The organism is Mesorhizobium sp. M0040, assembly GCF_040323505.1.
GTDB lineage: Bacteria > Pseudomonadota > Alphaproteobacteria > Rhizobiales > Rhizobiaceae > Mesorhizobium.
This window is the reverse complement of sequence record NZ_JAMYVA010000001.1, coordinates 240,666-260,103: the sequence shown is the minus strand read 5'-3', so window position 1 is coordinate 260,103 and position 19,438 is coordinate 240,666. Positions and strand designations below refer to the sequence as shown.

Here is a 19,438-nt window from a genome sequence, read left to right as displayed (position 1 = left end):
AGACTATGCTAGACTTGCCAATCGGCGAGAACGACACCGGGAGAACCGCAATGGCTGACAGGAGCCTCCACGTCGTGATCTGGCTGCCGTCGAATTTCTATTCGGCCGTCGTCTCGACGCTCGTGGAAATGTTTCAGCTTGTGAATGACGTCTGCCGTTCACAGGTTCTCTCCTGTGAATTCGTTTCAAGGAGCACGCCGTCGGCATCAAGTACAGGAATTTTCTTCCCGACGAAGGCTCAACCATCCCGGAAAATGGATGTCCTGATTCTCATTGCGATGCCGGGTGTCGAGATTCCGGAGCTTCTGCGCTCGCTCGACGAGGAGAGTGAACATTCAAAACCGCTGATCGCGCTCGCGCAGCAGCAGGACGCAATCATCGCAGCACATTGCGGCGCGTGTTATCTGCTCGCCAATTCGGGATTATTGGACGGCAAACGCGCAACGATATCCTGGTGGCTGAAAGCCGAGGCAAGCCGCCGGTTTCCGCAAGTGCGATGGGACGCTTCCCGCCTTCTCATTCGCCAGGACCGCCTTTACACATGCGGAGGCGGGTTTTCCGGACTCGAACTCGCCAGGGCTTTGCTGATCGATCTGGGCTTCTCGAAGGAGGAGCGGATCATTCGAAAACTTCTGGTTCTTCCTCCGCCGCGCAAATTCCAGAGTCCCTACGAATTTTCTCTCGACGAAATTTCGAACGAGGCCAGCCCATTCGAGAACAAGCTGCGCGAGCTCTCGAAAGACAAGATGTCGGAAATCGATCTGAAATTTCTCGCAACTGAATTGGGCATGTCTTCGCGAACCCTGTCTCGCAGATTTTTCGACGAACTCCAGACAACGCCGGGAAAATGGATCCAGGAACGGCGGCTGGAGTTGGCAAAATCCATGCTTGAGGAAACGAAACTGAGCGTTTCAGAAATTTGCTATCGGGTGGGATATCAGGACGTCGCCACGTTCAGCCGTCTTTTTTCCAGGACAACTGGAATGGCACCAGGCGAGTTTCGAAAGCAGATCCGGTGACAAGTCGGCATGGAAGTGCTGCCGCTACGGGCAACCGCTGCCGAAGTGCGGCTATCCAAGAGCCTCGGCAAATGACTTCAGCCGATCCGGACGATTGCGTAGGGTGTCATCACAAGATGGTCTCGGCCCGACGTGTCTTGCGGAATCTTGCGCGACATTCGTCCATCCCAGATCTTCAGAGGACCCCGATCGGAGCCGAGCCCGGAAACATCGACCGGAAAATCGTCCGGGGTAAGGTTCGCCAGCCAGACGATGATCTTGCCTGTCTGGGAGCGGCCGGCCAGTGCCAATACCCGCGTCTCATCGGTCGTTGTCGCCGCCACATGCGCATGGCCGGCCAGATCGCAAAGTCCTTTCACCGCGTGGAAAATCGGCCGGGGTGCACCTTCTTCGACAGGTTCGCCCGACGAGGCCAGTACGCCGAATGGTCCGGTGAAGCTGCAGAGCGTCAGCATTTCGAGCCCGGCCGGCGCAACGCGCGCGGCATAGCCGATCGTCCATGCGGCCCCGAACAGCCCGGCATGGCGAGGGTCGCGGTCGGCCATGGCAATGCGCTGATTGTCGGGATTGGCCTTGGTCGCGCCGCCATAAGGGTTCTGGCGCATGGCAATGGTCGACGGCCCGATCCGATAAGGTATTGTTCCGAAGATCGTTCGTACTGACGCCGTGATGAAAGGCAGTGCCTCCAGCGATTGCATGACGCTGAGATCGTCGGCGGCGTGCACGATCGGGCAGGTGCAATGCGTGACGAAATCGAGCGGGTCAGCCGGCACACGCTTGCGATTGAGTTCGGTGAAATAACTGAACATGCCGCCGCCGAGGCGGGTGTCGGGAAAGGCGCGCCGCGCCGCGGCATAGACGTCTTCGAGCGGTGGGCATTGCGGCCATGCGCTGCCCGGCGGCGTCGACTGCCGGTCGACCGAGGGCGAGACGGCAATGGCCGAAAGCTTGAGCCCGGCCTGGCGCACCATGTCGGCGACGCCTGAAAGCTCGACGTCGAGATCGCCGTCGCCGGCAATGACACATTCGAGCGTTGTCCGGACCGGATAGGCGGCGGCGAGCCGGGCGTAAGCCCGCAAGGCGTCGAGCCCATGGCCACGCGTCGGGTCGTAATGGAACATCAATTGCTGCGGACCAAGCTCGGACAGCATCGGCAGCTTGCCCAGCGCCGCCTCGACCTCATCCGGATAGACGATCACGCCGATATCCGGCAGCCCCGGTCCGGCTTTGCCGAGCGTGACGCGAATTGGTTCGACGGTTGCCGCAGCCGCCGGCACTTTCCCGCGACCCTCTATCCGCAAGCTGATGGTCTGACGGAAGGTCTTGCCGGCGGGCAGCACATAGGGCCACGGCAGCGCCAGCGGCCGAACATAGGTCTTGTAGGAGGCATCCGACCAGTTGCGCTGGTCCTCCATCTCGAAAGTGTCGCCTTGCATACGGCATTCGGCGGTGACGCCCGGCCGGACCTCATGGGTGATCGCCCGCAGATCCTTGAAAGGCTGCCAGGCATCGATCAGCTCTGGAAGCCGCGTCGCGACCACGCTGCCATCGGTATGCTCGACCATGACCGGGCTGCCGGCCAGGCCGGCAATCGGATGCAGGATGCAGAAGCCGCAGCGATTGGTCTCGAAATCGTTGTCGGGAAGAGCGCTCACGTCGAAGATCAGCTGGCCATCAGCCGAGCCCTTGATGGTCGCACGGAAGTCGAGCCGGCTTCCCTCTGGTCCGAAACAACCTGCCGAATAGCTGACGAAGAAAGCGTCATCGCCCTGGTCGATGATTAAATCGGTGAGCGTCGGCTCGTAGGTGCCCCAGTCGCGATCCCTGACGATGTAGGCGATGGCACGCAGAACTTCGGTGCCGCCGTGGCGGATGCTGCGCAGATTGCCGTTGACGAAGTCCGCCGTCAGCGCGCCGGCGCGCAGCCTGACCGGTTCGGCTTCAACTGCACGTGTACCGTAGAGGAGGAAGGCGTCGGCTGTCATTTCAGCAAGGCGTCGAGTTGCACCGGCTCCCGGCTTGCGGCGCCGGCATAGGCTGCCTCGACCAGCGCTAATGTCTTGAGGTTGTCCGCGCCCGAGGTCGCGGGCTCGGCTCCGTTGGTCAGGCAATCGACCCAGTGCTTTTGAATGGCGACGACGCTTTCCTGGATGTTGTGCCACGGCCGTGATGCCCAGGCCAGCAGCGGTGGCGAGACGTTGCTCACGGCTGTCCCGCTCCTGCCGGTGACGGTGAGCCGGTAGCCCTGCGCCAGCCGGATCGTGCCGTCGCTGCCGTCGATCTCGATCAGCGTCTCCGGAAACGGCTCGGTAGCGAGCTTGCTCGCGTAGCTGCAGTCGACCACGGAAGTGGCGCCGCTCGTGTGGTCCATCAGCATCGTCGCAACGTCCTCGCCGGCAATGCCGGGATTGATGCGCGCCGTTCGCGCAGTGACCGTCGAGACGTCGCCCAGCAGAAAGCGGGCGATGTCGAGGATATGGATGCCGAGATCCTCGATAATGAAGCGCTTTCCGGTCGCCAGATAGGGCTGGCCGGAAAACACGTCATAGGCAGAGCGGAACGAGATCCGTCCGAAAAAGGGGGTGCCGATTTCGCCGCTGTCGAGCACGGTACGCACCGCCTGGATCGGCGACTGCCAGCGAAAATTCTCATGCACCATCAGCGGCACGCCGGCGTCAGCACAGGCCTTTACCATCGCCTTGGCGTCGGCAAGCGTCGGCGCAAACGGTTTTTGGCAGATTGCCGGAACGCCGTGCTGCGCCGCCATCTCCACGAGCATTCTGTGGCTTGGTGCGGTGGTGGCGATGTCGACGAAATCCAGCCTTTCGCCGGCAAACAGCGCTGCCGCGTCGGTATAGCGCCGCGCGACCCCGAACTGGTCGCCGACGATCCGCAGCCGGTCCGGATCACGGTCGCAGATGGCGGCGATCGAGGCGCCCTCTATGTCGCGCCAGGCATGCAACTGGTTGACGGCAAAGAAGCCGCAGCCGATCAGCGCTCCACGCAGTTCCGCCATGTTAGCCGGCCTTTGCCATCTGCATCAGCGTGACACGGCTCTGCAGCCGGCGCTGTGCCTGGTCGACGACGACGGCGACGATGATGACGAGGCCCTTGATCACCATCTGCCAGAACGAGCTCACCCCCATCATCACCAGCCCGTCCGAAAGGATGCCGATGACGAAGGCGCCGACAATGGTACCGCCGATGGTACCGCGTCCGCCCGACATCGAGGTGCCGCCGAGCACTGCCGCGGCAATGGCGTTGAGCTCGAAGCTCTCTCCGGTCGCCGGATGCGAGGCCATCAGTTCGGACGAGATGATCAGCCCGACGATCGCCGCGCAGAAGCCGGAGAACATGTAGACGAACATCTTCACCATGTTGACGCGGACGCCTGAAATCCGCGCCGCCCGCTCATTGCCGCCGACGGCGAAGATGTGGCGGCCGAGCGGGGTGTATTTGGCGAGATAGGCCGCCCCTACCGCAACAACGACCAAGATCCATATGGAAACCGGCAAGCCGAGCAGCCGGCCGGCGCCGAGGTAGCCGAACCCTGTGGTGCCGAGCTCGGGCTTGCCGACGAGATTGGGGAAAGTACGGCCGTCCGACGACAGCAGTGCCAGGCCGCGTGCGACATAGAGCACGCCGAGCGTGGCAATGAAAGGCGCAACGTTAAGCCTGGTGATCAGCAAGCCGTTGACGGCGCCGATCAATATGCCGACGGCAAGCGTGATCAGCGCGATCTCGAAGACGTTGAAATAGATGGTGTAGCCGACCTGCAGGTCGATGCCGTTGAGCACGAGGTAGCCGGCCACCATGCCGCACAGGCCGACGATCGAGCCGACCGACAGGTCGATGCCGCCGGTGATGATGACGAAGGTCATGCCCATTGCGAGGAATGCGTTCAGCGCCACGTGCTTCGACATCAGGATAAGATTGGCGGCCGATAGGAAATTGGGGGCGGCTATCGAGAAGAATAACAGCACGGCGATCAGCGCGATGAACGTCCTCGCCTTCATCAGCGTCAGCAGGACCGAGCCGCCCGACATGGCGTTGACCGCCGCCTTGGCTGGGATGTCAGTCATGCGCCTTGCTCTCCGTGCGGGACCGGTCCGTGGCCGAAGGCCGAGGCAGCGACGAGTGCGGCCTCCGTCGCCTCGGCGCGGTCGAACATGCCGGTCAATTTTCCATTGCTCATCACCGCGATGCGGTCGGACAACGCCATCACTTCGTCGAGATCGGAGGTGGCAAACAGAATCCCCAGGCCGTCGCGCGACAGCTTGCGCATGGTGCGGAACACGTCGGCCTTGGCGCCGACGTCGATGCCGCGGCTGGGCTCGTCCATCAACAGCACCTTCGGGCCGGTGAGCAGCGCCTTGCCGATCACCACCTTCTGCTGGTTGCCGCCTGACAGCGACGAGACTTCCTGCGCCGGATCGGCGACCTTGATCGCCAGTTCGCGCACCGTCCGGACCACCGCCTGTCTTTCGGCGGCACCGCGAATGTGGAACAGGCGCACGAACCGCGACAGGCTGGCCAGCGTCAGATTGCTGGCGACGGAGAGGATCGACACCAGCCCTTCGCGCTGGCGGTCTTCTGGGATCAGCGCCAGGCCGCGCCGGATGCGCCGCGTCGTGTCGCGCTCGTGCACTTTTTTGCCGGCAATGAATATCGTGCCCGTCGAATGGCCGTGGCGGCCCATGATGCAATCGAACAGCTCGCTGCGTCCGGCGCCCATCAGGCCATAGATGCCGAGGATTTCGCCGGCGCGCAGCGACAGCGAGACGTGGTCGACCGCAAGCCCGCCGGTGACGCGCGGCAGGCAGATATCCTCGGCGCGGAATATTTCCTCGCCCGGCACATGGCCGTCGGCCTTGGCGAAGTCCTTGGCGTCCGAGCCGATCATCTGCCGCACGATCCACTGGGTGTCGACGTCTTTCATCTCCGCCTGGCCGGTGATGCGGCCGTCGCGCAGCACCGTGATGGTGTCGCCGATGCGGATCAGCTCCTCGAGCCGGTGCGAGATGTAGACGATTGCCACGCCGCGTACCTTGAGGTCGGCAATCACCTTGAACAGGATCTCGACTTCCGCCGCGCTGAGCGCCGAGGTCGGTTCATCCATGATCAGGATGCGCGCATCGAGCGAAACCGCCTTGGCGATCTCGACAAGCTGCTGCTGGCCGATGCGCAGATCCTCGACCAGCATGTCGGGCCGGATGCCGGCTTCCAGGCGTTCAAGGAACTCCGCCGCGCGGCGCTCCTGCTCCTTGCGGTCGATCTTGTGGAAGCGGTTGGTGATCTCGCGGGTGGCGAAAATATTTTCGGCGACAGTCAGATTGCCGAACAGATTCAGCTCCTGGAAAACCATGCCGATGCCGCGGCTCACGGCATCACCGGAAGACGAGAATGAAACCTCCTCGCCGTCCAGCAAGATGCGCCCGAGCGTCGGTTGCTCGACGCCGGCGATGATCTTCATCAGCGTCGATTTGCCGGCTCCGTTTTCGCCGACCAGCACGTTGACCGCGCCTTTGCGCACCTCGAAATTCGCCCGCTTGACCGCGACGGTGCCGGAATAGACTTTCGAGACGTCCTCCAGCTTCAGGATGACATCTTGATCGCCGGTCATGGCTTCGGCCCGATCTTTGCCTCCGCCGGCGTCACCAGCGGCAGGTCCTGGCCACTGCCCGGCGTGTAGGCGCCAAGTACCTCGACGCTGCGGCCCTCGAGTGCCTCGCGCGGCAGCTTGGAAAGCACGGTCTTGTCGGCGTAGGCGTTGAAGGCCTTGCCGAACTGGGCGAAGTCGATCTGGTTGGTGAAATCGTTGAACTGGATGAAGTCGAGGCTGTCGCGCAGCGCGGTTCCGCGCATGGCGGATCCGATCTGCACCCGCGCGTCCGCCTTGCCGTCGCCGTCGGCATCGATGTCCATCGTCGCCGCGCGTGACTGTGTGTTGGCTGCCACGACCTTGCCCTCGAGCCGAACCGCGAAGGTCCATGGCGAATTCGCCTGCTTTTTCGGATTGCCGTATTTGGCGCCGGCAGCGGCGGGATCGGTCTTTGCCAAGGCATGAACCTCGGCAAACGGCCCGGCCTTCTGCTGCAGATAGGGTATCACTTTCGCCGCCCAGATGTCCTCGACCATCTTGTCGGGATTGAACGCGGAGCCAGTGCCGCCGTTTTCCGCCGACGGCGTCGGCAGGATCTTGCAGGCGGTCAGGCTGCCTATTGCTGCGAGGAACAACGCGACAAAGATCGGCCGGGTCAGCGTGTTGAACATGTCGGCTCGTTCGGCATGGCAGTCAGGAGCACCCAAAGAAATGGAAGAAAGGGCGAAATGGAAGCAAGGGACGAACCGAAGGCTCGTCCCTTGCTGCTGATGTTACACCGGCTTAGTTGGTGAGCGCGAACGTCTCCAGCTTGGCGGCATTGTCGCCATTGACCAGGACGCAGTCCATCAGCTGCTTTTCTTCGGCGGGAGACTTCTTGTTTTTGATGAAGTCGTTGGCCTGCTCGACCGCCATCTGCGCCTGCGCGAAGGCCGGCTGCAGGACTGTCGCCTTGATGCCGCCGGAGGTGATCGAGTCGCGCACGTCGTTCGACCCGTCGAAGCCGACGACGAAGACGTCCTTGCGGCCGGCAGCGGCAAGTGCCGCATAAGCGCCCATCGCCATCGTGTCGTTGCCGGAGATCACGCCCTTGATATCGGGATTGGCCTGGAGGATCGATTCCATCTTTGAATAGGCCTCGGTCTGGCTCCAATTGGCCGACTGCTGCGCCACCATCTTCAGGTCCGGATAGTCGTCGATGACGTCGTGGTAACCCTTGGAGCGGATGCCGGCATTGGTGTCGGATTCCTTGCCGACGAGCTCGACGAAATTACCCTTCTCGCCCATCAGCTTGACGAATTCCTGTGCGCCGAGCTGGGCGCCCTGATAATTGTTGGAGACGATCTGCGCGACGGCAACGCCGGTGGCATTGATCTCGCGATCGATCAGGAAGGAAGGAACGCCCGCGTCCTTGGCCTTCTGCACCGCGGCGACGGTGGCGTCGGCGCCAGCATTATCGAGGATGATCGCCTTGGCGCCGCGGCCAATCGCCGTGTCGATCAATTCGGACTGCTTGTTGGCGTCGTCGTCATGGACGAGCACCAACGCCTCGTAACCGAGTTCCTTGGCCTTGGCCTCCGCGCCGACAGCTTCCGCCTTGAAGAACGGATTGTCATGCGAGGGCGTGATGATGGCGATCAAATCCGCCGCATAGGCGGGTGCGGCGGTGCCAAGCGCCAGCATACCGGCAAAAGCCGCAAGCGTCATTCTGCGTGTCAGTTTCATGTATTCCTCCCGTTGAAAATCCGTGCCTTATCCCAAGGCTATATGCATTCGATTTCGTTAGCCGGCCGTAGGCGGCGGGTCGCGTCAGATTCACAAGCCTTGCCGGCTTCACCTCGACGGATCGCTCCCCCTATCCTCCACTCATCCAGCGCCTGATCCTGCTGCGAAGCTTGACGGTCCGATCCATCGAACAGCTAAGCCAACTGGTATAATGAGTCAATGACAATTTCAGGTGACATGTTCCGGAGAACGCGTCGCTGCCCTCAAGTGATGCGCTGAATGCTCGCGGCAATCTCCTCCGGCTCGAACACCCGCTTCCAGTCGTCGCGCATCAGCACCGGCTTGCCGAACTCTATCGCCTTGTTGCAGGCGTCGGAGAACACGCCTCTGGTCTCGCCGAAGATGACGGCGCCAAGCACGTTCATATGGCCAAGCAGGAAGTCGAGCGCCGCCTGCTTGTCGACCCCGCGCGCCACCACCTCGTCAACGGCCTCCTTCATGACGACGAGCAGCGAAGCGCATACCGTTTCCGAAAGGCCGGGCTCGAGCAGCGCCATCTGATCAACGGTGACGCGATGCGAGCGCATGACCGGCGCCCAGATGATCTTTGCGATCGCCTCACCCTTGGCGAAATCTTCCTCCGGTCCCTGCATCAAGGCGCTGACCATGTGCTGCTTGGCTTTGACGCCGCCGAAATAATCCTTCTTGGCCGCCATGTCGGTCTCGTCGTTGAAGATCGGCGGATGGCACGGGTGGGTGACGAAATAGGTCAGGTCCGGCCGCTTCGGCAAATGCCCGGCGAAAGGTGCCGCGGCGTCAAGCACGACGACCATCGTGCCTGACGCAAGCTTGCTCTCGATACTCGCCGCGACTTTGCCGATGTGCGTGTCCGGCACCGCCAGGATCACCACATCGGCGCCATCAAGCGCCTCATCGGCGCTGACGGCATCGATGCCGAGGCCCGACTTAAGCCGCTCGCGGCCGGCGTCGCTGACCTCGACATGGCGTATCGTATAGGGAGATCCGCGAAAATTGGTCGACAGACGGTAACCCATTTTGCCGCCCGCACCAAACAGCGCAATCGTTGTCATGTGTCCGTTACTCCTGAATTCCAACGACGGCCCTGCCGATCGTCATCCCATTGACTTGTGTGCACATTGCCGCCGGTTGGCGGATTAGAGAACGCAGGGGAGCCGCCGCTCAAATGACGATGCCATGGACGATGTCTCGGGCGCCCGGATGTCCAGCACAGCGCAGCTACGCGGAGCATGCTACCTTAGGTACACATTATACCAGCATACCAAATTGGCAAGCGGCCATGGCACGGACCACTTGTTTGGCCGTCGTTTACCTCCTGTTCAACGGCAAGGAGCGATCATCGCGCTGAACCGCCGATCGGCGGGATGATTCGCAGCCGACAAAGGCCCATGCTCGAAACGTCACTCTACAGCCCGGTCAAGGCCTTCCTGGAAGGCCTGGGATTTATGGTCAAGGGCGAGATCGGCGGCTGCGATCTGCTGGCGCTGAGTGCCGACTCTCCACCGATCGTCGTCATCTGCGAGCTGAAGCTGAAGTTCAACCTCGAACTGGTCCTCCAGGGCGTCGACCGTATGGCGGCGAGCGACGAGGTCTGGCTAGCGGCATGCATGTCGGCCCGTGGCAAGGGCCGTGAGAGCGATGTGAGATACCGCAATCTCTGCCGTCGGCTCGGCTTTGGCCTGCTTGGCGTGCGACCGAACGGCGAGGTTCAGGTGCTGCTCAGCCCGACGGCATTGGCTCCGCGTCGCGATCCCCGGCGCCGCTCGAAGCTAATTGACGAACATCGGCGTCGGCAGGGCGATCCTGTCGCCGGCGGCGGCTCGCGTGCGCCGATCATGACCGCTTATCGCCAGCAGGCGCTGGCATGCGCCGCAGCCCTCGCCGACGGCCCAAAGCGGCCGCGTGACTTGAAGCCCAACCTGCCGAACGCGCCTAAGATCCTGCTGCACAATGTGTATCGCTGGTTCGCGCGCACCGATCGCGGGATCTACGAACTGACCGCTCAGGGCCGTGAGGCGTTGCAGCGCTGGCCGCAGCCCGATCGCAGCCACACCGCTGCCTGAGACAGGCAACGCCGGATTTCGCGCCCTGCTTTCCGCGACAATCACGGCTTTCGGCAAGACATCACCTCGGTCACGGAACCATATTTCGACACGATGGTTTTGTCGTCACCGAATTGATCGTCCGCTGAGCAAACGGAAGGAACGGCCATGCGCCTATCGACGACAATTGCCACACTTTCGGCACTGGCCCTTGCCTCGCCGGTCTATGCGCAATCCGTGGGACCAGAGCTTGCCCCTGTCCCGCCGACGGCCCCGCAAACCCTGCCGGAGCAAGCCACCCCCGAAGGGACCATTCCCGACCAGACTACACCTGACCAAGCCTTCTCCGCCCAGAATTTCACCGCAGTGACAATCGTGGCGATGGAGGATCTGCCTCCTGACATCAAGGCACAGGCGGAGGCCGTCGTCACCCAGACCAGCGCCGAGGATTTGCGCATCCTGCAAAGTTCGATCGACGCATCGCCGCAGGCGGCATCGGCGCTGGCGGCGAACGGGCTTAATTCCACGCAGGTCGTGGCGGCCAATATCGACGGCGACGGCACGCTGACGCTGATCATCCAGACGACGACGTGAGCGGCTGAAAGCGGACAAGCCGGCTCCGGCACGGAAACGAAGGCCGCCCGATCGCGGAGGACTGTCATGGCCGAGGCTGCAGTTCGCAACTTCACCATCAATTTCGGGCCACAACATCCCTCCGCTCACGGCGTCCTGCGGCTGGTGCTCGAACTCGACGGCGAGATCGTGGAACGCGCCGATCCCCACATCGGCCTGCTGCATCGCGGCACCGAAAAGCTCATCGAGTACAAGAACTACCTGCAGGCCTTGCCCTATTTCGACCGGCTCGACTACGTCGCGCCGATGAACCAGGAGCATGCATTCTGTCTCGCCGCCGAGAAGCTCCTCGAAATATCGGTTCCGAAACGCGGACAGCTCATCCGCGTGCTTTTCTGCGAAATAGGCCGGCTGTTATCGCACCTCCTCAACATCACCACGCAAGCCATGGACATCGGCGCGCTGACGCCGCCGCTCTGGGGTTTCGCCGAGCGCGAGAAGCTGATGGTCTTTTATGAGCGCGCGTCCGGCGCCCGCATGCACGCGAATTATTTCAGGGTCGGCGGCGTGCATCAGGATCTGCCGCCGGAACTCCTCGACGACATCTGGAAGTTCTGCGATCCGTTCCTCAAGGTCTGCGACAATCTCGAAGAGCTGTTGACCGAGAACCGCATTTTCAAGCAGCGCAATGTCGATGTCGGCGTGATCGGCCTCGACGATGCCTGGGCCTGGGGCTTTTCCGGCGTGATGGTGCGCGGATCGGGCGCGTCCTGGGACCTGCGCAAGGCGCAGCCATACGAATGCTATTCGGAGATGGATTTCGATATCCCAGTCGGCAAGCATGGCGACTGCTACGACCGCTATCTCGTCCGCATGGAGGAAATGCGCCAGTCGGTCCGGATCATGCGGCAATGTCTGGAAAAGTTGCGCTCACCAGAAGGTCAGGGGCCGGTCGCGATCCCGAACCGCAAGATCACGCCGCCGCCGCGTGCCACGATGAAGCGCTCGATGGAAGCGACGATCCACCACTTCAAACTTTATACCGAAGGCATTCGCGTGCCGAGCGGTGAAGTCTATGCCGCCGTCGAGGCGCCGAAGGGTGAATTCGGCGTCTACCTCGTGTCGGACGGGGGCAACGTTCCCTACCGATGCAAGATCCGCGCACCTTCCTTCGCCCACCTGCAAGCGATGGATTTCCTGTCCCGAGGCCATATGATCGCCGATGTTGCCGCGATCATCGGCTCGCTCGACATCGTGTTCGGAGAAATCGATCGGTAGTTTAGCCAGGTCGCAGGATCTTCCCCGATCGCAGGATCATTCGTCGTTAGTAGCCGCGCAGGCAGGCCTAGACGGCGCTCGACCGCCGGTCAGACGAAGGCTCTCACCTGCGGCGGGCCAGCTCAAATTCTCACATCAAAGACGGACGCATGGCCGCGACAAGGCGCAGCCAAGCGTCGAGGAGTTTCACAATCTGCGCGGCCCGACGGGGCACGAGCCCTTCCAAGTTCGGAAGCGCTCTCCACGGCGCGGAAAGAACGCGTGTTCCGCCGTTCCTCGTACCGCCTCAATGCACGATCAAGCCCTTCATCCAGGCAACAAATCTGTTGCCGCGAACTATCCCGCGCACCCTGGCAGCGGCCCATCTCGCTTGCATCGTAGCGCCGACATGGCAATGGCAGACGATTTGGTGCAACTGCCGGTCGCTCAGTTCGAAGAAGCGCTTTGCCTCACCATAGGTATCATCGCTGAGGCCCATGGCACGCAGAACCGGATCCTCGAAGGCGACAGTGAGCGGCGTCCCAGCGCCACGCGATCTGTCACGCGCTTCCCTGTTCATATATTCGGTGCCTGGAAGCGCCCCAAGGCATCGCGTCGGATTTTGTTCGAGAAGTTCCGCCCAACGTTCAATCCGCTGGGTTCGAGTCATCGCCGGATACGCCGCGAAGGACTCAATTTCCGCGACGGCCTGCAGTTGGTCGAGTGTTTGATGTTTCATGGTCGGCTCCTGTCGACAGGTGAATTCGCCCACGCCTACATGAGCAATTATCGCGCCATGGAGCGCTGACAAGGCCGGACCGCCGCAACATGAGGCGTACGGATCACCTGCCCGGTGAACCGGCGCTCGAATTCCGACGCGCCCCCGCCTGTGTTCGATGTCGACCCGTTAACCGAACCCGTTTCCGGACAGGAACTTTTGCGGAAGCTTGCCGTTTGGCTTTGCGTCCGCTTCGGCGGCTGCAATATCAGTCTTGAAAGCAATTCCGTTGGACACGAAGCCTCAACGCGTCGAGCAAGACGTCGAGCCTGTAAATGAAACCCGGGAGCAACCGGCCCCGGTTCGAGAATCTCGTGAGCGATCGGCAGAGCCCCGGCAGGAAAAACCCGACGGGAATGCCTCGCAACGAAAGGCCGGTCTGCTCGGCTTTCCCAGGCGCCATCCCTATGCGGCCGCAGCCATCGCACTTGCGCTGTTGCTCGTCGCGGCAGGCATCGCGATCTGGTGGCTGAACGCTCGCCAGTACGAATCGACCGACGACGCCTTCATAGATGCGCGCACAGTGACGATCGGTGCGCAAATAGCCGGCCGCCTTACCGAGCTGGCGGTTACCGACAATCAGCATGTACAGGCGGGCGATGTCCTCCTGCGTATCGACGACAGCGACTATCAGGCAAACCTGAAGCAGGCCGACGCCGGCGTCACCGCGGCCGAGGCCGAAATCGTCAATGTCGCCGCCCAGATCGAGGCTCAAAACGCAAAGGTAAACGCTGCCCAGAGGCAGGTTGCACAGGCCAAGGCAGCGCTGGATTTCGCCAAGGCCGAGGATCAACGCAATCGCGAACTCCTGGCCAGGGGCACAGCAACGCAGCAGCAGGCGCAGCAGGCGGCATCGACGCTGCGTCAGGACCAGGCCGCGCTGGACAGCGCCGAGGCCAATGTCGCCTCCGCAAAAAGCCAGGTTTCGGTCTTGCAGGCACAGGCCAGGAGCGCCGAGGCGCAGCTCGAGCAGGCAAAGGCCAGCCAGGAGCAAGCGCGCACGACGCTGTCGCGCACGACTATCACAGCACCCGCAGCCGGGCGCGCAACGAGCATTTCCGCCGCTAAGGGCACCTACGCCCAACCCGGCCAGGTATTGATGATGTTCGTTCCCGACGAGGTCTGGGTGAAGGCCAATTTCAAGGAGACGCAGCTCGATCTGATGCGGCAGGGACAGCCGGTCGACATCGACATCGACGCCTACCCGGACAAGTCCTTCCATGGCCGCGTCGACAGCATCCAGGCCGGCAGCGGCACCGCCTTCAGCCTCCTGCCGGCCGAAAATGCCACGGGCAATTACGTCAAGGTGGTGCAGCGCGTGCCGGTCAAGATCGTCTTCGACAAGCCGCCGGATGTGCTTCTCGGCCCGGGCCTGTCGGTGGTGCCGACGGTCAAGGTGCGATGAGCGGCGAAACCGCCAGAAATCAGGATGAAAGCCGATCCGCCGCCGGGACACACAATCCGTGGCTCATCGCCGTCGTCGTCTCCATCGCCACTTTCATGCTGGTGCTGGACACCTCGATCGCCAATGTCGCCCTGCGCAACATCGCCGGCAGCCTGGCGGCCGGAATGGATGAAAGCACCTGGGTGATTACCACCTATCTCGTTGCCAACTCGGTGATCATTCCGGTCAGCGGCTGGCTGGCAAGCGTCATCGGCCGAAAGCGCTACTACATGCTCTGCGTTGCGACCTTCACCGTCGCGTCGCTGCTGTGCGGACTGGCGCCCAACCTGGAACTGCTCATCCTGTTCAGGGTCCTTCAGGGCCTCGGCGGCGGCGGCATGGCGCCAAGCGAGCAATCGATCCTTGCCGACACCTTTCCGCCTGAAAAGCGCTCGCAGGCCTTCGCGCTTTACGGCATTGCCGTCATCGTCGCACCGACGGTCGGGCCGACGATCGGCGGCTGGCTGACGGACCATTTCTCCTGGCACTGGATCTTTTTCATCAACGTGCCGTTCGGCATCCTGTCGCTGGCCCTGGTGCAATGGCTGTTGGTCGAGCCGGACGTACTCGAACGCGAACGCAAGGAACGGCTGGAAGGCGGCCTGAAGATCGACGGGGTCGGGTTCGTCCTGGTGGCGATTGCCTTGGGGTGCCTGGAGATCTTTCTCGACCGGGGCCAGCGCTACGATTGGTTCGCCTCGGATTTCATCACCACTTTCGCAGTGATTTCCGCGATCGCGTTCCTGCTGCTTATCCCATGGGAACTCAGTCGCAGCGATCCGGTCGTCGACATGCGTCTATTGTTCACGCGCCAATTCGGCACGGCCTTCCTGGTCATGATGGCGGTCGGTGCTATCCTGTTCAGCACCACCCAGATCGTGCCGCAGCTGCAGCAGACGACATTTGCCTACACCGCGACGCTCTCGGGCCTTTCGATGATGCCGGGCGGCATCGCCATGCTGATCTTGATGCCGGTATCCGGATTTGTAGGCACCATCGTGCAGCCCAAATACCTGATCATGATGGGCATGTCGGTGGTCGCAGTGGCCCTTTGGCATATGACCTCGCTTACTCCGGACGCCAGCTTCCGCTTCTTTGCCTTTGCCCGTGTTTTCCTGATGGTCGGACTGCCGTTCCTGTTCATTCCCATCTCGACCGCGGCCTATGTCGGCCTGCCCCCGCAGAAGACCAACCAGGCATCGGCGCTGATCAACGTTGCGCGCAATATCGGCGGCAGCATCGGCGTCTCGCTGTCCAACACCGTCATTGCGCAAAGCTCCCAGATCCATCAATCGAATCTGGTCGGCCACACCGTGCAGTCGTCGCCCGCCTATCAGCAGGCGCTTCGGCAGGTGACCGAGCATTTCGTCGCCCAGGGTTCGCCGATGGTCGAGGCGAAGCAGCAGGCGATCGGCTGGCTTGGCCAGTTGATCGCCCGCCAGGCCACGCTGCTCGCCTATGTCGATGTCTTCCGCTACTGCGCGGTGGCAACCGCCCTGCTCGTTCCGCTTGCTCTGCTGCTGCGATCAAGCAAGTCGGGCAGCAGACAGGCGAATCCGGAGATGGGCTGACCAGAAGGCGGGAACCAGCTGACCCATTGCGTTGTTCTGCGCCAAGAGGAGATGATCACGATGGCCACTATTCCCACACCCGAGCCAACCCCGACCCCGGTGCCGCCGCCTCCCATCCCCGATCCCAAGCCCGTGCGCGAGCCGGACCCCGACAGGCTCCCCGACGAGGACCCCATTCCCAATCCGGATGAAAACGATATTCCGCCGAAGCGGGCGTTCAACATCTAGCCTATTAGATTTCGAGCACAGCGTAGGGGCGGCCGGTCGGCTTGGCGACATGCATGGCAACGTTATAGACCGACGCTCCGCCCGGCGTGCGGCCCTCATAGGCGCCGCGATGCGCATGACCATGCACCACCGCGCTGACCTGGAACCGGTCTATTGTCTCGGCCAGGCGTGACGAACCAAGAAACGGGAAGATCTCCAGCGGCTCGCCTTCGACCGTCTCGACGACAGGCGCGTAGTGCAGAACGACAAGCGTGCGTTTGGCGCGGACCTGCCTCATCGCGTTTTCAAGCCGCATCGCTTCGTTCACGCTTTCCGCCACCATCGACTTGATCGCCGGTTCGCCGAAGGAGCCGAGCATGCGCGATCCAAAACCGCCAACGAAACCCTTGACCCCGACGAACCCGACCTCGTGAATCTCCGTCGCCTCGCCGTCGAGCAGGTGAACGCCCGCCTGGCGCAGAATGTCGGTGACCTGCTCGACGGCGCCTGACTCATAGTCGTGGTTGCCAAGTACGGCGACGACCGGGATCGTGCAGGCACGCAGTTCCTCGGCAAGGATTTCGGCCTCCCGAGGCTTGCCGAGATTGGTAAGGTCGCCGGTCAGCACGAGAACCTGGGCTGCACGCGACATCTCGCCGAAAAGATCGCGGTACGAGGCTTGGTCCTCCTTGCCGACATGCAGATCGCCAATGGCGGCGACTTTGAGTGCGCTGCCGTTTTCCGCCTTCGGCGAAGCAGTTTCGAGCTCGTCAGCCATTGCTATGTTCTCCTTCACCGCCGACGTCGGCAAAACCCCAGTCGTTGACGTCGATCTCATAGTCAGTTCGTGAAAGCATGCGCCCACGGCAGATTTTCATCCGGGAAGGTGGCAATTCGCGCTGCTTGGCCAGCCGGTCAAGCAGCTCGTCGAGCAGCCAGGCGGGCACGCGGCCCCGCTCCGTCGGATAGATCCATCGGAAGTTCAAGAGATGCATCAGCAGAACTTCCCAATGAACTTCCATGTAGGAAAGCAGCCTTTGCCAGTCGATCTGGTCGTGGGCCTTGAGGATGGTGTGCGCGATGTCGGCACCATCGTGGCGACCGCGGTCCTGGATGAAACTTTTGGACCAGATAAGCTCGGTGGGCCCGATGATCCGCACCTGGCTGCCCAGCAATTCGCCCTGACGGGCGTGCTCCAGCCACTGGTCGTCGACAGGCATTGTGCCGTTCATCGAGGCGAAAATGACGTCGAAAAAATGGGTGCCCTTGAACACTTTGCCGAGCCACCGGTCGTCCTCGACCACGACGGCGTAGCCGATCTGCTTAAAATGGGCGAGGATGCGCGGGCAGTCGCCGGCCTTGCAGAAAATGTCGAGATCCTTGGTCTGGCGGATGATCCCGGTATAGGCGCTTACGGCATAGGTGCCGGCGACGAGAAAGGGGATGCCGGTCGCGACAAGTTCGCGGATCGCTTCGATATAAAAGACCTCCGCTTCGGCATTGCGAAGCGTCGGGGCGGCTTTTGGATCGACCGACGGAACGGATGCCGGGATAGCACTTTTCGGTGGAGGATCGATGATCATAAGCAATGGCTCCTGGCCCGGCAGACCAGCAGCCGCCTGTATCTAATAGCCAAGCATGCCCGATGGTTCCCGCCGTTACGCGGCACTGCCGCTCTCGCCTGCTGCATCAGGCGGACACGCCGCCGTGGCAGGCCTTCGAAGCGGTCATGGTTGTCGGCTGCGGCGCGGCCCTAAAATGATATGTGAGCGGTCATTTTTGACGTCAAGATCGCAGCGCGGTCAGCCTCAAGCACGTCGAGGCGGAGGGGTCCGCTATCGTCCTCGGGTTCGGAAAGGATTGGCTTCAACATGGTTCCCGAGCTGTCGGAGGCGCTGCGCACTCGGCGCAACAGCCACTTGAGCGCCCGTGGCCAGACCGACTCTGTTTGCCGGAAAGCTGCAGGCGGCGTGGCGAAAAGGCCATTCTCCATTTTGTAGTCCCTCACTGTCTCAGTCCAATCAGCGTTCTTCAACGAGCAAAGCTTGTGTTGGTTCCGCGTCGCCATCGGCGGGAGCACGGGCTGGACAGGCGAAGTCATCGTTGGTGGGTTCGAGCGGGCTGGCCCTCTGCAGCGAAATCAGTGGCCTCGGCGATCAAGTCGCGGAATTCAGCCCACTAGCCGGCGGGATTCAGCTCGTATCCTAATGCGCCGGCTCTGGACACGACCCGCGAAGGCTGAAATTGTGATCGGCATTTTCCAGTTGCAAATTTGGTTGGGCTCGGCGGGGATGGCGCTGGTTTCTGAAGACATTGCCAGCCATCCGGCACTGCGTCGTCATGTCCAGGCTCAGTCGCGGACGCTTCTCCAGACCTATGAAGCGAACCCGCGGCTGGCTTCCGTATTCGCCACGCAACAGCGTTGGCTGATGGCCCATATCGGCCTTGGCTTGTATTTCAATCGAGAGCCGGACGATCATCGCAAGGGACTTACGTCCGCACGGTTCATGGACGACATCTGCCGGCATTCGGTGGCCAGCCGCAACACCGCCGATGCCTTCCTGAAGGAGATGCTGCATTACGGTTTCATCCGGCATCTGCCGATTAAATATGGGCGCATCCGCCCCTTTGAGCCGGCCGCGGGCACTCTGGAGACGGTTGCCGGCTGGGTCATGGCTCATCTGAAAACACTGGACAGCCTGGATGGTGGATCTCGACTGGCTGCATTCGTCGCACAACCGGACGTACTCGCCAAACTGCAGCCACTGGTGGCCGACGGACTGCTTTCGTCGCATGCCGTGCGCGAGCCAAGACAGACTTTTTCCTTGTTCACCTGGCTCGACAATGGCGGCATCGTCATGGATTGGCTGATGTCCGGCGTCGACCCCGATCATGCCGACCTGGACCGAATCCCGACCGGTGTCGTCTCAATCGGGGATTTCGCGAACTGGCTCAAGCTTTCCCGGACCCATTTGTCACGCAAATTGCGCGATGCCGAGGAACTCGGCAGCATCGGCTGGCTGGGCCAGCGTGGTCATTCGGTCATGTGGGTGTCGAGCGAGTTCTACCAGGAATACATGACCGCCCAGGCGGTCAAGCTCGCCATCATCGATGCAGCCTTCGATAACTGTTTTGTATCTTCCGGGACGGCTGAACGCTGACTTGAAAGTCGTCGTGGCGG

The 19,438-nt window shown here is 62.0% G+C and carries 18 protein-coding genes; 8 read left to right on the top strand and 10 right to left on the bottom strand.

The features are described from left to right. Positions 1-50: 50 nt before the first annotated feature. Positions 51-1,019 carry a GlxA family transcriptional regulator gene (locus NKJ91_RS01230; RefSeq protein ID WP_352454126.1) on the top strand — a complete coding sequence of 323 codons (969 nt, stop codon included), beginning with the start codon at positions 51-53 and terminating at the stop codon, positions 1,017-1,019. A gap of 77 nt (positions 1,020-1,096) precedes the next feature. Here NKJ91_RS01230 and apnL read toward each other — a convergent pair whose 3' ends face one another. The 7 genes from apnL to NKJ91_RS01195 all read right to left on the bottom strand — a co-directional run bounded on the left by apnL (position 1,097) and on the right by NKJ91_RS01195 (position 9,437). Beyond that, entirely contained in the window at positions 1,097-3,004 is a 1,908-nt protein-coding gene (apnL, locus tag NKJ91_RS01225) for a D-apionate lactonase (protein ID WP_352454125.1), read from the bottom strand. After that, on the bottom strand, positions 3,001-4,035 hold the full coding sequence (locus tag NKJ91_RS01220; protein WP_352454124.1) for a Gfo/Idh/MocA family protein: 1,035 nt from the start codon (positions 4,033-4,035) through the stop codon (positions 3,001-3,003). Before NKJ91_RS01220 ends, apnL begins: the two co-directional genes overlap by 4 nt. Before the next feature lies 1 nt (position 4,036). Continuing rightward, entirely contained in the window at positions 4,037-5,101 is a 1,065-nt protein-coding gene (locus NKJ91_RS01215) for an ABC transporter permease (protein WP_352454123.1), read from the bottom strand. After that, positions 5,098-6,642, bottom strand: coding sequence for a sugar ABC transporter ATP-binding protein (locus tag NKJ91_RS01210; protein ID WP_352454122.1), 1,545 nt, complete (start codon positions 6,640-6,642; stop codon positions 5,098-5,100). The genes NKJ91_RS01215 and NKJ91_RS01210 overlap by 4 nt, the downstream gene beginning before the upstream one ends. Continuing rightward, complete coding sequence (locus NKJ91_RS01205) at positions 6,639-7,292, bottom strand: DUF2291 family protein (RefSeq protein ID WP_352454121.1); 654 nt, start codon at positions 7,290-7,292, stop codon at positions 6,639-6,641. Before NKJ91_RS01205 ends, NKJ91_RS01210 begins: the two co-directional genes overlap by 4 nt. A 112-nt stretch (positions 7,293-7,404) precedes the next feature. Next, complete coding sequence (locus tag NKJ91_RS01200) at positions 7,405-8,346, bottom strand: D-ribose ABC transporter substrate-binding protein (protein ID WP_352454120.1); 942 nt, start codon at positions 8,344-8,346, stop codon at positions 7,405-7,407. A gap of 263 nt (positions 8,347-8,609) precedes the next feature. Continuing rightward, entirely contained in the window at positions 8,610-9,437 is an 828-nt protein-coding gene (locus NKJ91_RS01195) for a phosphogluconate dehydrogenase C-terminal domain-containing protein (protein WP_352454119.1), read from the bottom strand. Between the two features lie 336 nt (positions 9,438-9,773). On the opposite strand from NKJ91_RS01195, the gene NKJ91_RS01190 reads away from it, so the two are divergent. From NKJ91_RS01190 to NKJ91_RS01180, 3 genes are all read left to right on the top strand, one after another. Then, the gene (locus tag NKJ91_RS01190) at positions 9,774-10,448 is read left to right on the top strand and encodes a DUF2161 domain-containing phosphodiesterase (RefSeq protein ID WP_352454118.1); all 675 of its coding nucleotides are present in this window, start codon (positions 9,774-9,776) and stop codon (positions 10,446-10,448) included. A gap of 147 nt (positions 10,449-10,595) precedes the next feature. After that, the gene (locus tag NKJ91_RS01185) at positions 10,596-11,021 is read left to right on the top strand and encodes a hypothetical protein (protein WP_352454117.1); all 426 of its coding nucleotides are present in this window, start codon (positions 10,596-10,598) and stop codon (positions 11,019-11,021) included. Between the two features lie 66 nt (positions 11,022-11,087). Continuing rightward, entirely contained in the window at positions 11,088-12,278 is a 1,191-nt protein-coding gene (locus tag NKJ91_RS01180) for an NADH-quinone oxidoreductase subunit D (RefSeq protein ID WP_352454116.1), read from the top strand. Between the two features lie 286 nt (positions 12,279-12,564). On the opposite strand, the gene NKJ91_RS01175 is transcribed toward NKJ91_RS01180, so the two are convergent. Then, positions 12,565-12,996 (bottom strand): hypothetical protein, encoded by a 432-nt coding sequence (locus NKJ91_RS01175; RefSeq protein WP_352454184.1) that lies wholly within the window; start codon positions 12,994-12,996, stop codon positions 12,565-12,567. Between the two features lie 475 nt (positions 12,997-13,471). Between NKJ91_RS01175 and NKJ91_RS01170 the strand changes: the two genes are divergently transcribed. The 3 genes from NKJ91_RS01170 to NKJ91_RS01160 are packed head-to-tail and all read left to right on the top strand — an operon-like array spanning position 13,472 to position 16,278. Then, complete coding sequence (locus NKJ91_RS01170; protein ID WP_352454115.1) at positions 13,472-14,440, top strand: HlyD family secretion protein; 969 nt, start codon at positions 13,472-13,474, stop codon at positions 14,438-14,440. Further along, entirely contained in the window at positions 14,437-16,050 is a 1,614-nt protein-coding gene (locus tag NKJ91_RS01165; protein ID WP_352454114.1) for a DHA2 family efflux MFS transporter permease subunit, read from the top strand. Before NKJ91_RS01170 ends, NKJ91_RS01165 begins: the two co-directional genes overlap by 4 nt. 60 nt (positions 16,051-16,110) lie before the next feature. Next, a complete protein-coding gene (locus tag NKJ91_RS01160; protein WP_084640998.1) occupies positions 16,111-16,278 on the top strand; it encodes a hypothetical protein in 168 nt (55 codons plus the stop codon). 4 nt (positions 16,279-16,282) lie between these two features. Here the strand turns inward: NKJ91_RS01160 and NKJ91_RS01155 are convergent, their stop codons facing one another. Both NKJ91_RS01155 and NKJ91_RS01150 read right to left on the bottom strand, forming a co-directional pair. Further along, complete coding sequence (locus NKJ91_RS01155) at positions 16,283-17,035, bottom strand: metallophosphoesterase family protein (protein ID WP_023675466.1); 753 nt, start codon at positions 17,033-17,035, stop codon at positions 16,283-16,285. Beyond that, entirely contained in the window at positions 17,028-17,840 is an 813-nt protein-coding gene (locus NKJ91_RS01150; protein WP_352454113.1) for a nucleotidyltransferase family protein, read from the bottom strand. The genes NKJ91_RS01155 and NKJ91_RS01150 overlap by 8 nt, the downstream gene beginning before the upstream one ends. A gap of 708 nt (positions 17,841-18,548) precedes the next feature. On the opposite strand from NKJ91_RS01150, the gene NKJ91_RS01145 reads away from it, so the two are divergent. Then, positions 18,549-19,418 (top strand): hypothetical protein, encoded by an 870-nt coding sequence (locus tag NKJ91_RS01145; protein WP_352454183.1) that lies wholly within the window; start codon positions 18,549-18,551, stop codon positions 19,416-19,418. The last annotated feature ends 20 nt before the right edge of the window (positions 19,419-19,438 follow it).

Bases quoted from the DNA above. Each gene is read 5' to 3' on its own strand.
- NKJ91_RS01230 (WP_352454126.1), top strand. From the start codon at position 51: ATGGCTGACAGGAGCCTCCACGTCGTGATCTGGCTGCCGTCGAATTTC.
- apnL (WP_352454125.1), bottom strand. From the start codon at position 3,004: ATGACAGCCGACGCCTTCCTCCTCTACGGTACACGTGCAGTTGAAGCC.
- NKJ91_RS01220 (WP_352454124.1), bottom strand. From the start codon at position 4,035: ATGGCGGAACTGCGTGGAGCGCTGATCGGCTGCGGCTTCTTTGCCGTC.
- NKJ91_RS01215 (WP_352454123.1), bottom strand. From the start codon at position 5,101: ATGACTGACATCCCAGCCAAGGCGGCGGTCAACGCCATGTCGGGCGGC.
- NKJ91_RS01210 (WP_352454122.1), bottom strand. From the start codon at position 6,642: ATGACCGGCGATCAAGATGTCATCCTGAAGCTGGAGGACGTCTCGAAA.
- NKJ91_RS01205 (WP_352454121.1), bottom strand. From the start codon at position 7,292: ATGTTCAACACGCTGACCCGGCCGATCTTTGTCGCGTTGTTCCTCGCA.
- NKJ91_RS01200 (WP_352454120.1), bottom strand. From the start codon at position 8,346: ATGAAACTGACACGCAGAATGACGCTTGCGGCTTTTGCCGGTATGCTG.
- NKJ91_RS01195 (WP_352454119.1), bottom strand. From the start codon at position 9,437: ATGACAACGATTGCGCTGTTTGGTGCGGGCGGCAAAATGGGTTACCGT.
- NKJ91_RS01190 (WP_352454118.1), top strand. From the start codon at position 9,774: ATGCTCGAAACGTCACTCTACAGCCCGGTCAAGGCCTTCCTGGAAGGC.
- NKJ91_RS01185 (WP_352454117.1), top strand. From the start codon at position 10,596: ATGCGCCTATCGACGACAATTGCCACACTTTCGGCACTGGCCCTTGCC.
- NKJ91_RS01180 (WP_352454116.1), top strand. From the start codon at position 11,088: ATGGCCGAGGCTGCAGTTCGCAACTTCACCATCAATTTCGGGCCACAA.
- NKJ91_RS01175 (WP_352454184.1), bottom strand. From the start codon at position 12,996: ATGAAACATCAAACACTCGACCAACTGCAGGCCGTCGCGGAAATTGAG.
- NKJ91_RS01165 (WP_352454114.1), top strand. From the start codon at position 14,437: ATGAGCGGCGAAACCGCCAGAAATCAGGATGAAAGCCGATCCGCCGCC.
- NKJ91_RS01160 (WP_084640998.1), top strand. From the start codon at position 16,111: ATGGCCACTATTCCCACACCCGAGCCAACCCCGACCCCGGTGCCGCCG.
- NKJ91_RS01155 (WP_023675466.1), bottom strand. From the start codon at position 17,035: ATGGCTGACGAGCTCGAAACTGCTTCGCCGAAGGCGGAAAACGGCAGC.
- NKJ91_RS01150 (WP_352454113.1), bottom strand. From the start codon at position 17,840: ATGATCATCGATCCTCCACCGAAAAGTGCTATCCCGGCATCCGTTCCG.
- NKJ91_RS01145 (WP_352454183.1), top strand. From the start codon at position 18,549: ATGGCGCTGGTTTCTGAAGACATTGCCAGCCATCCGGCACTGCGTCGT.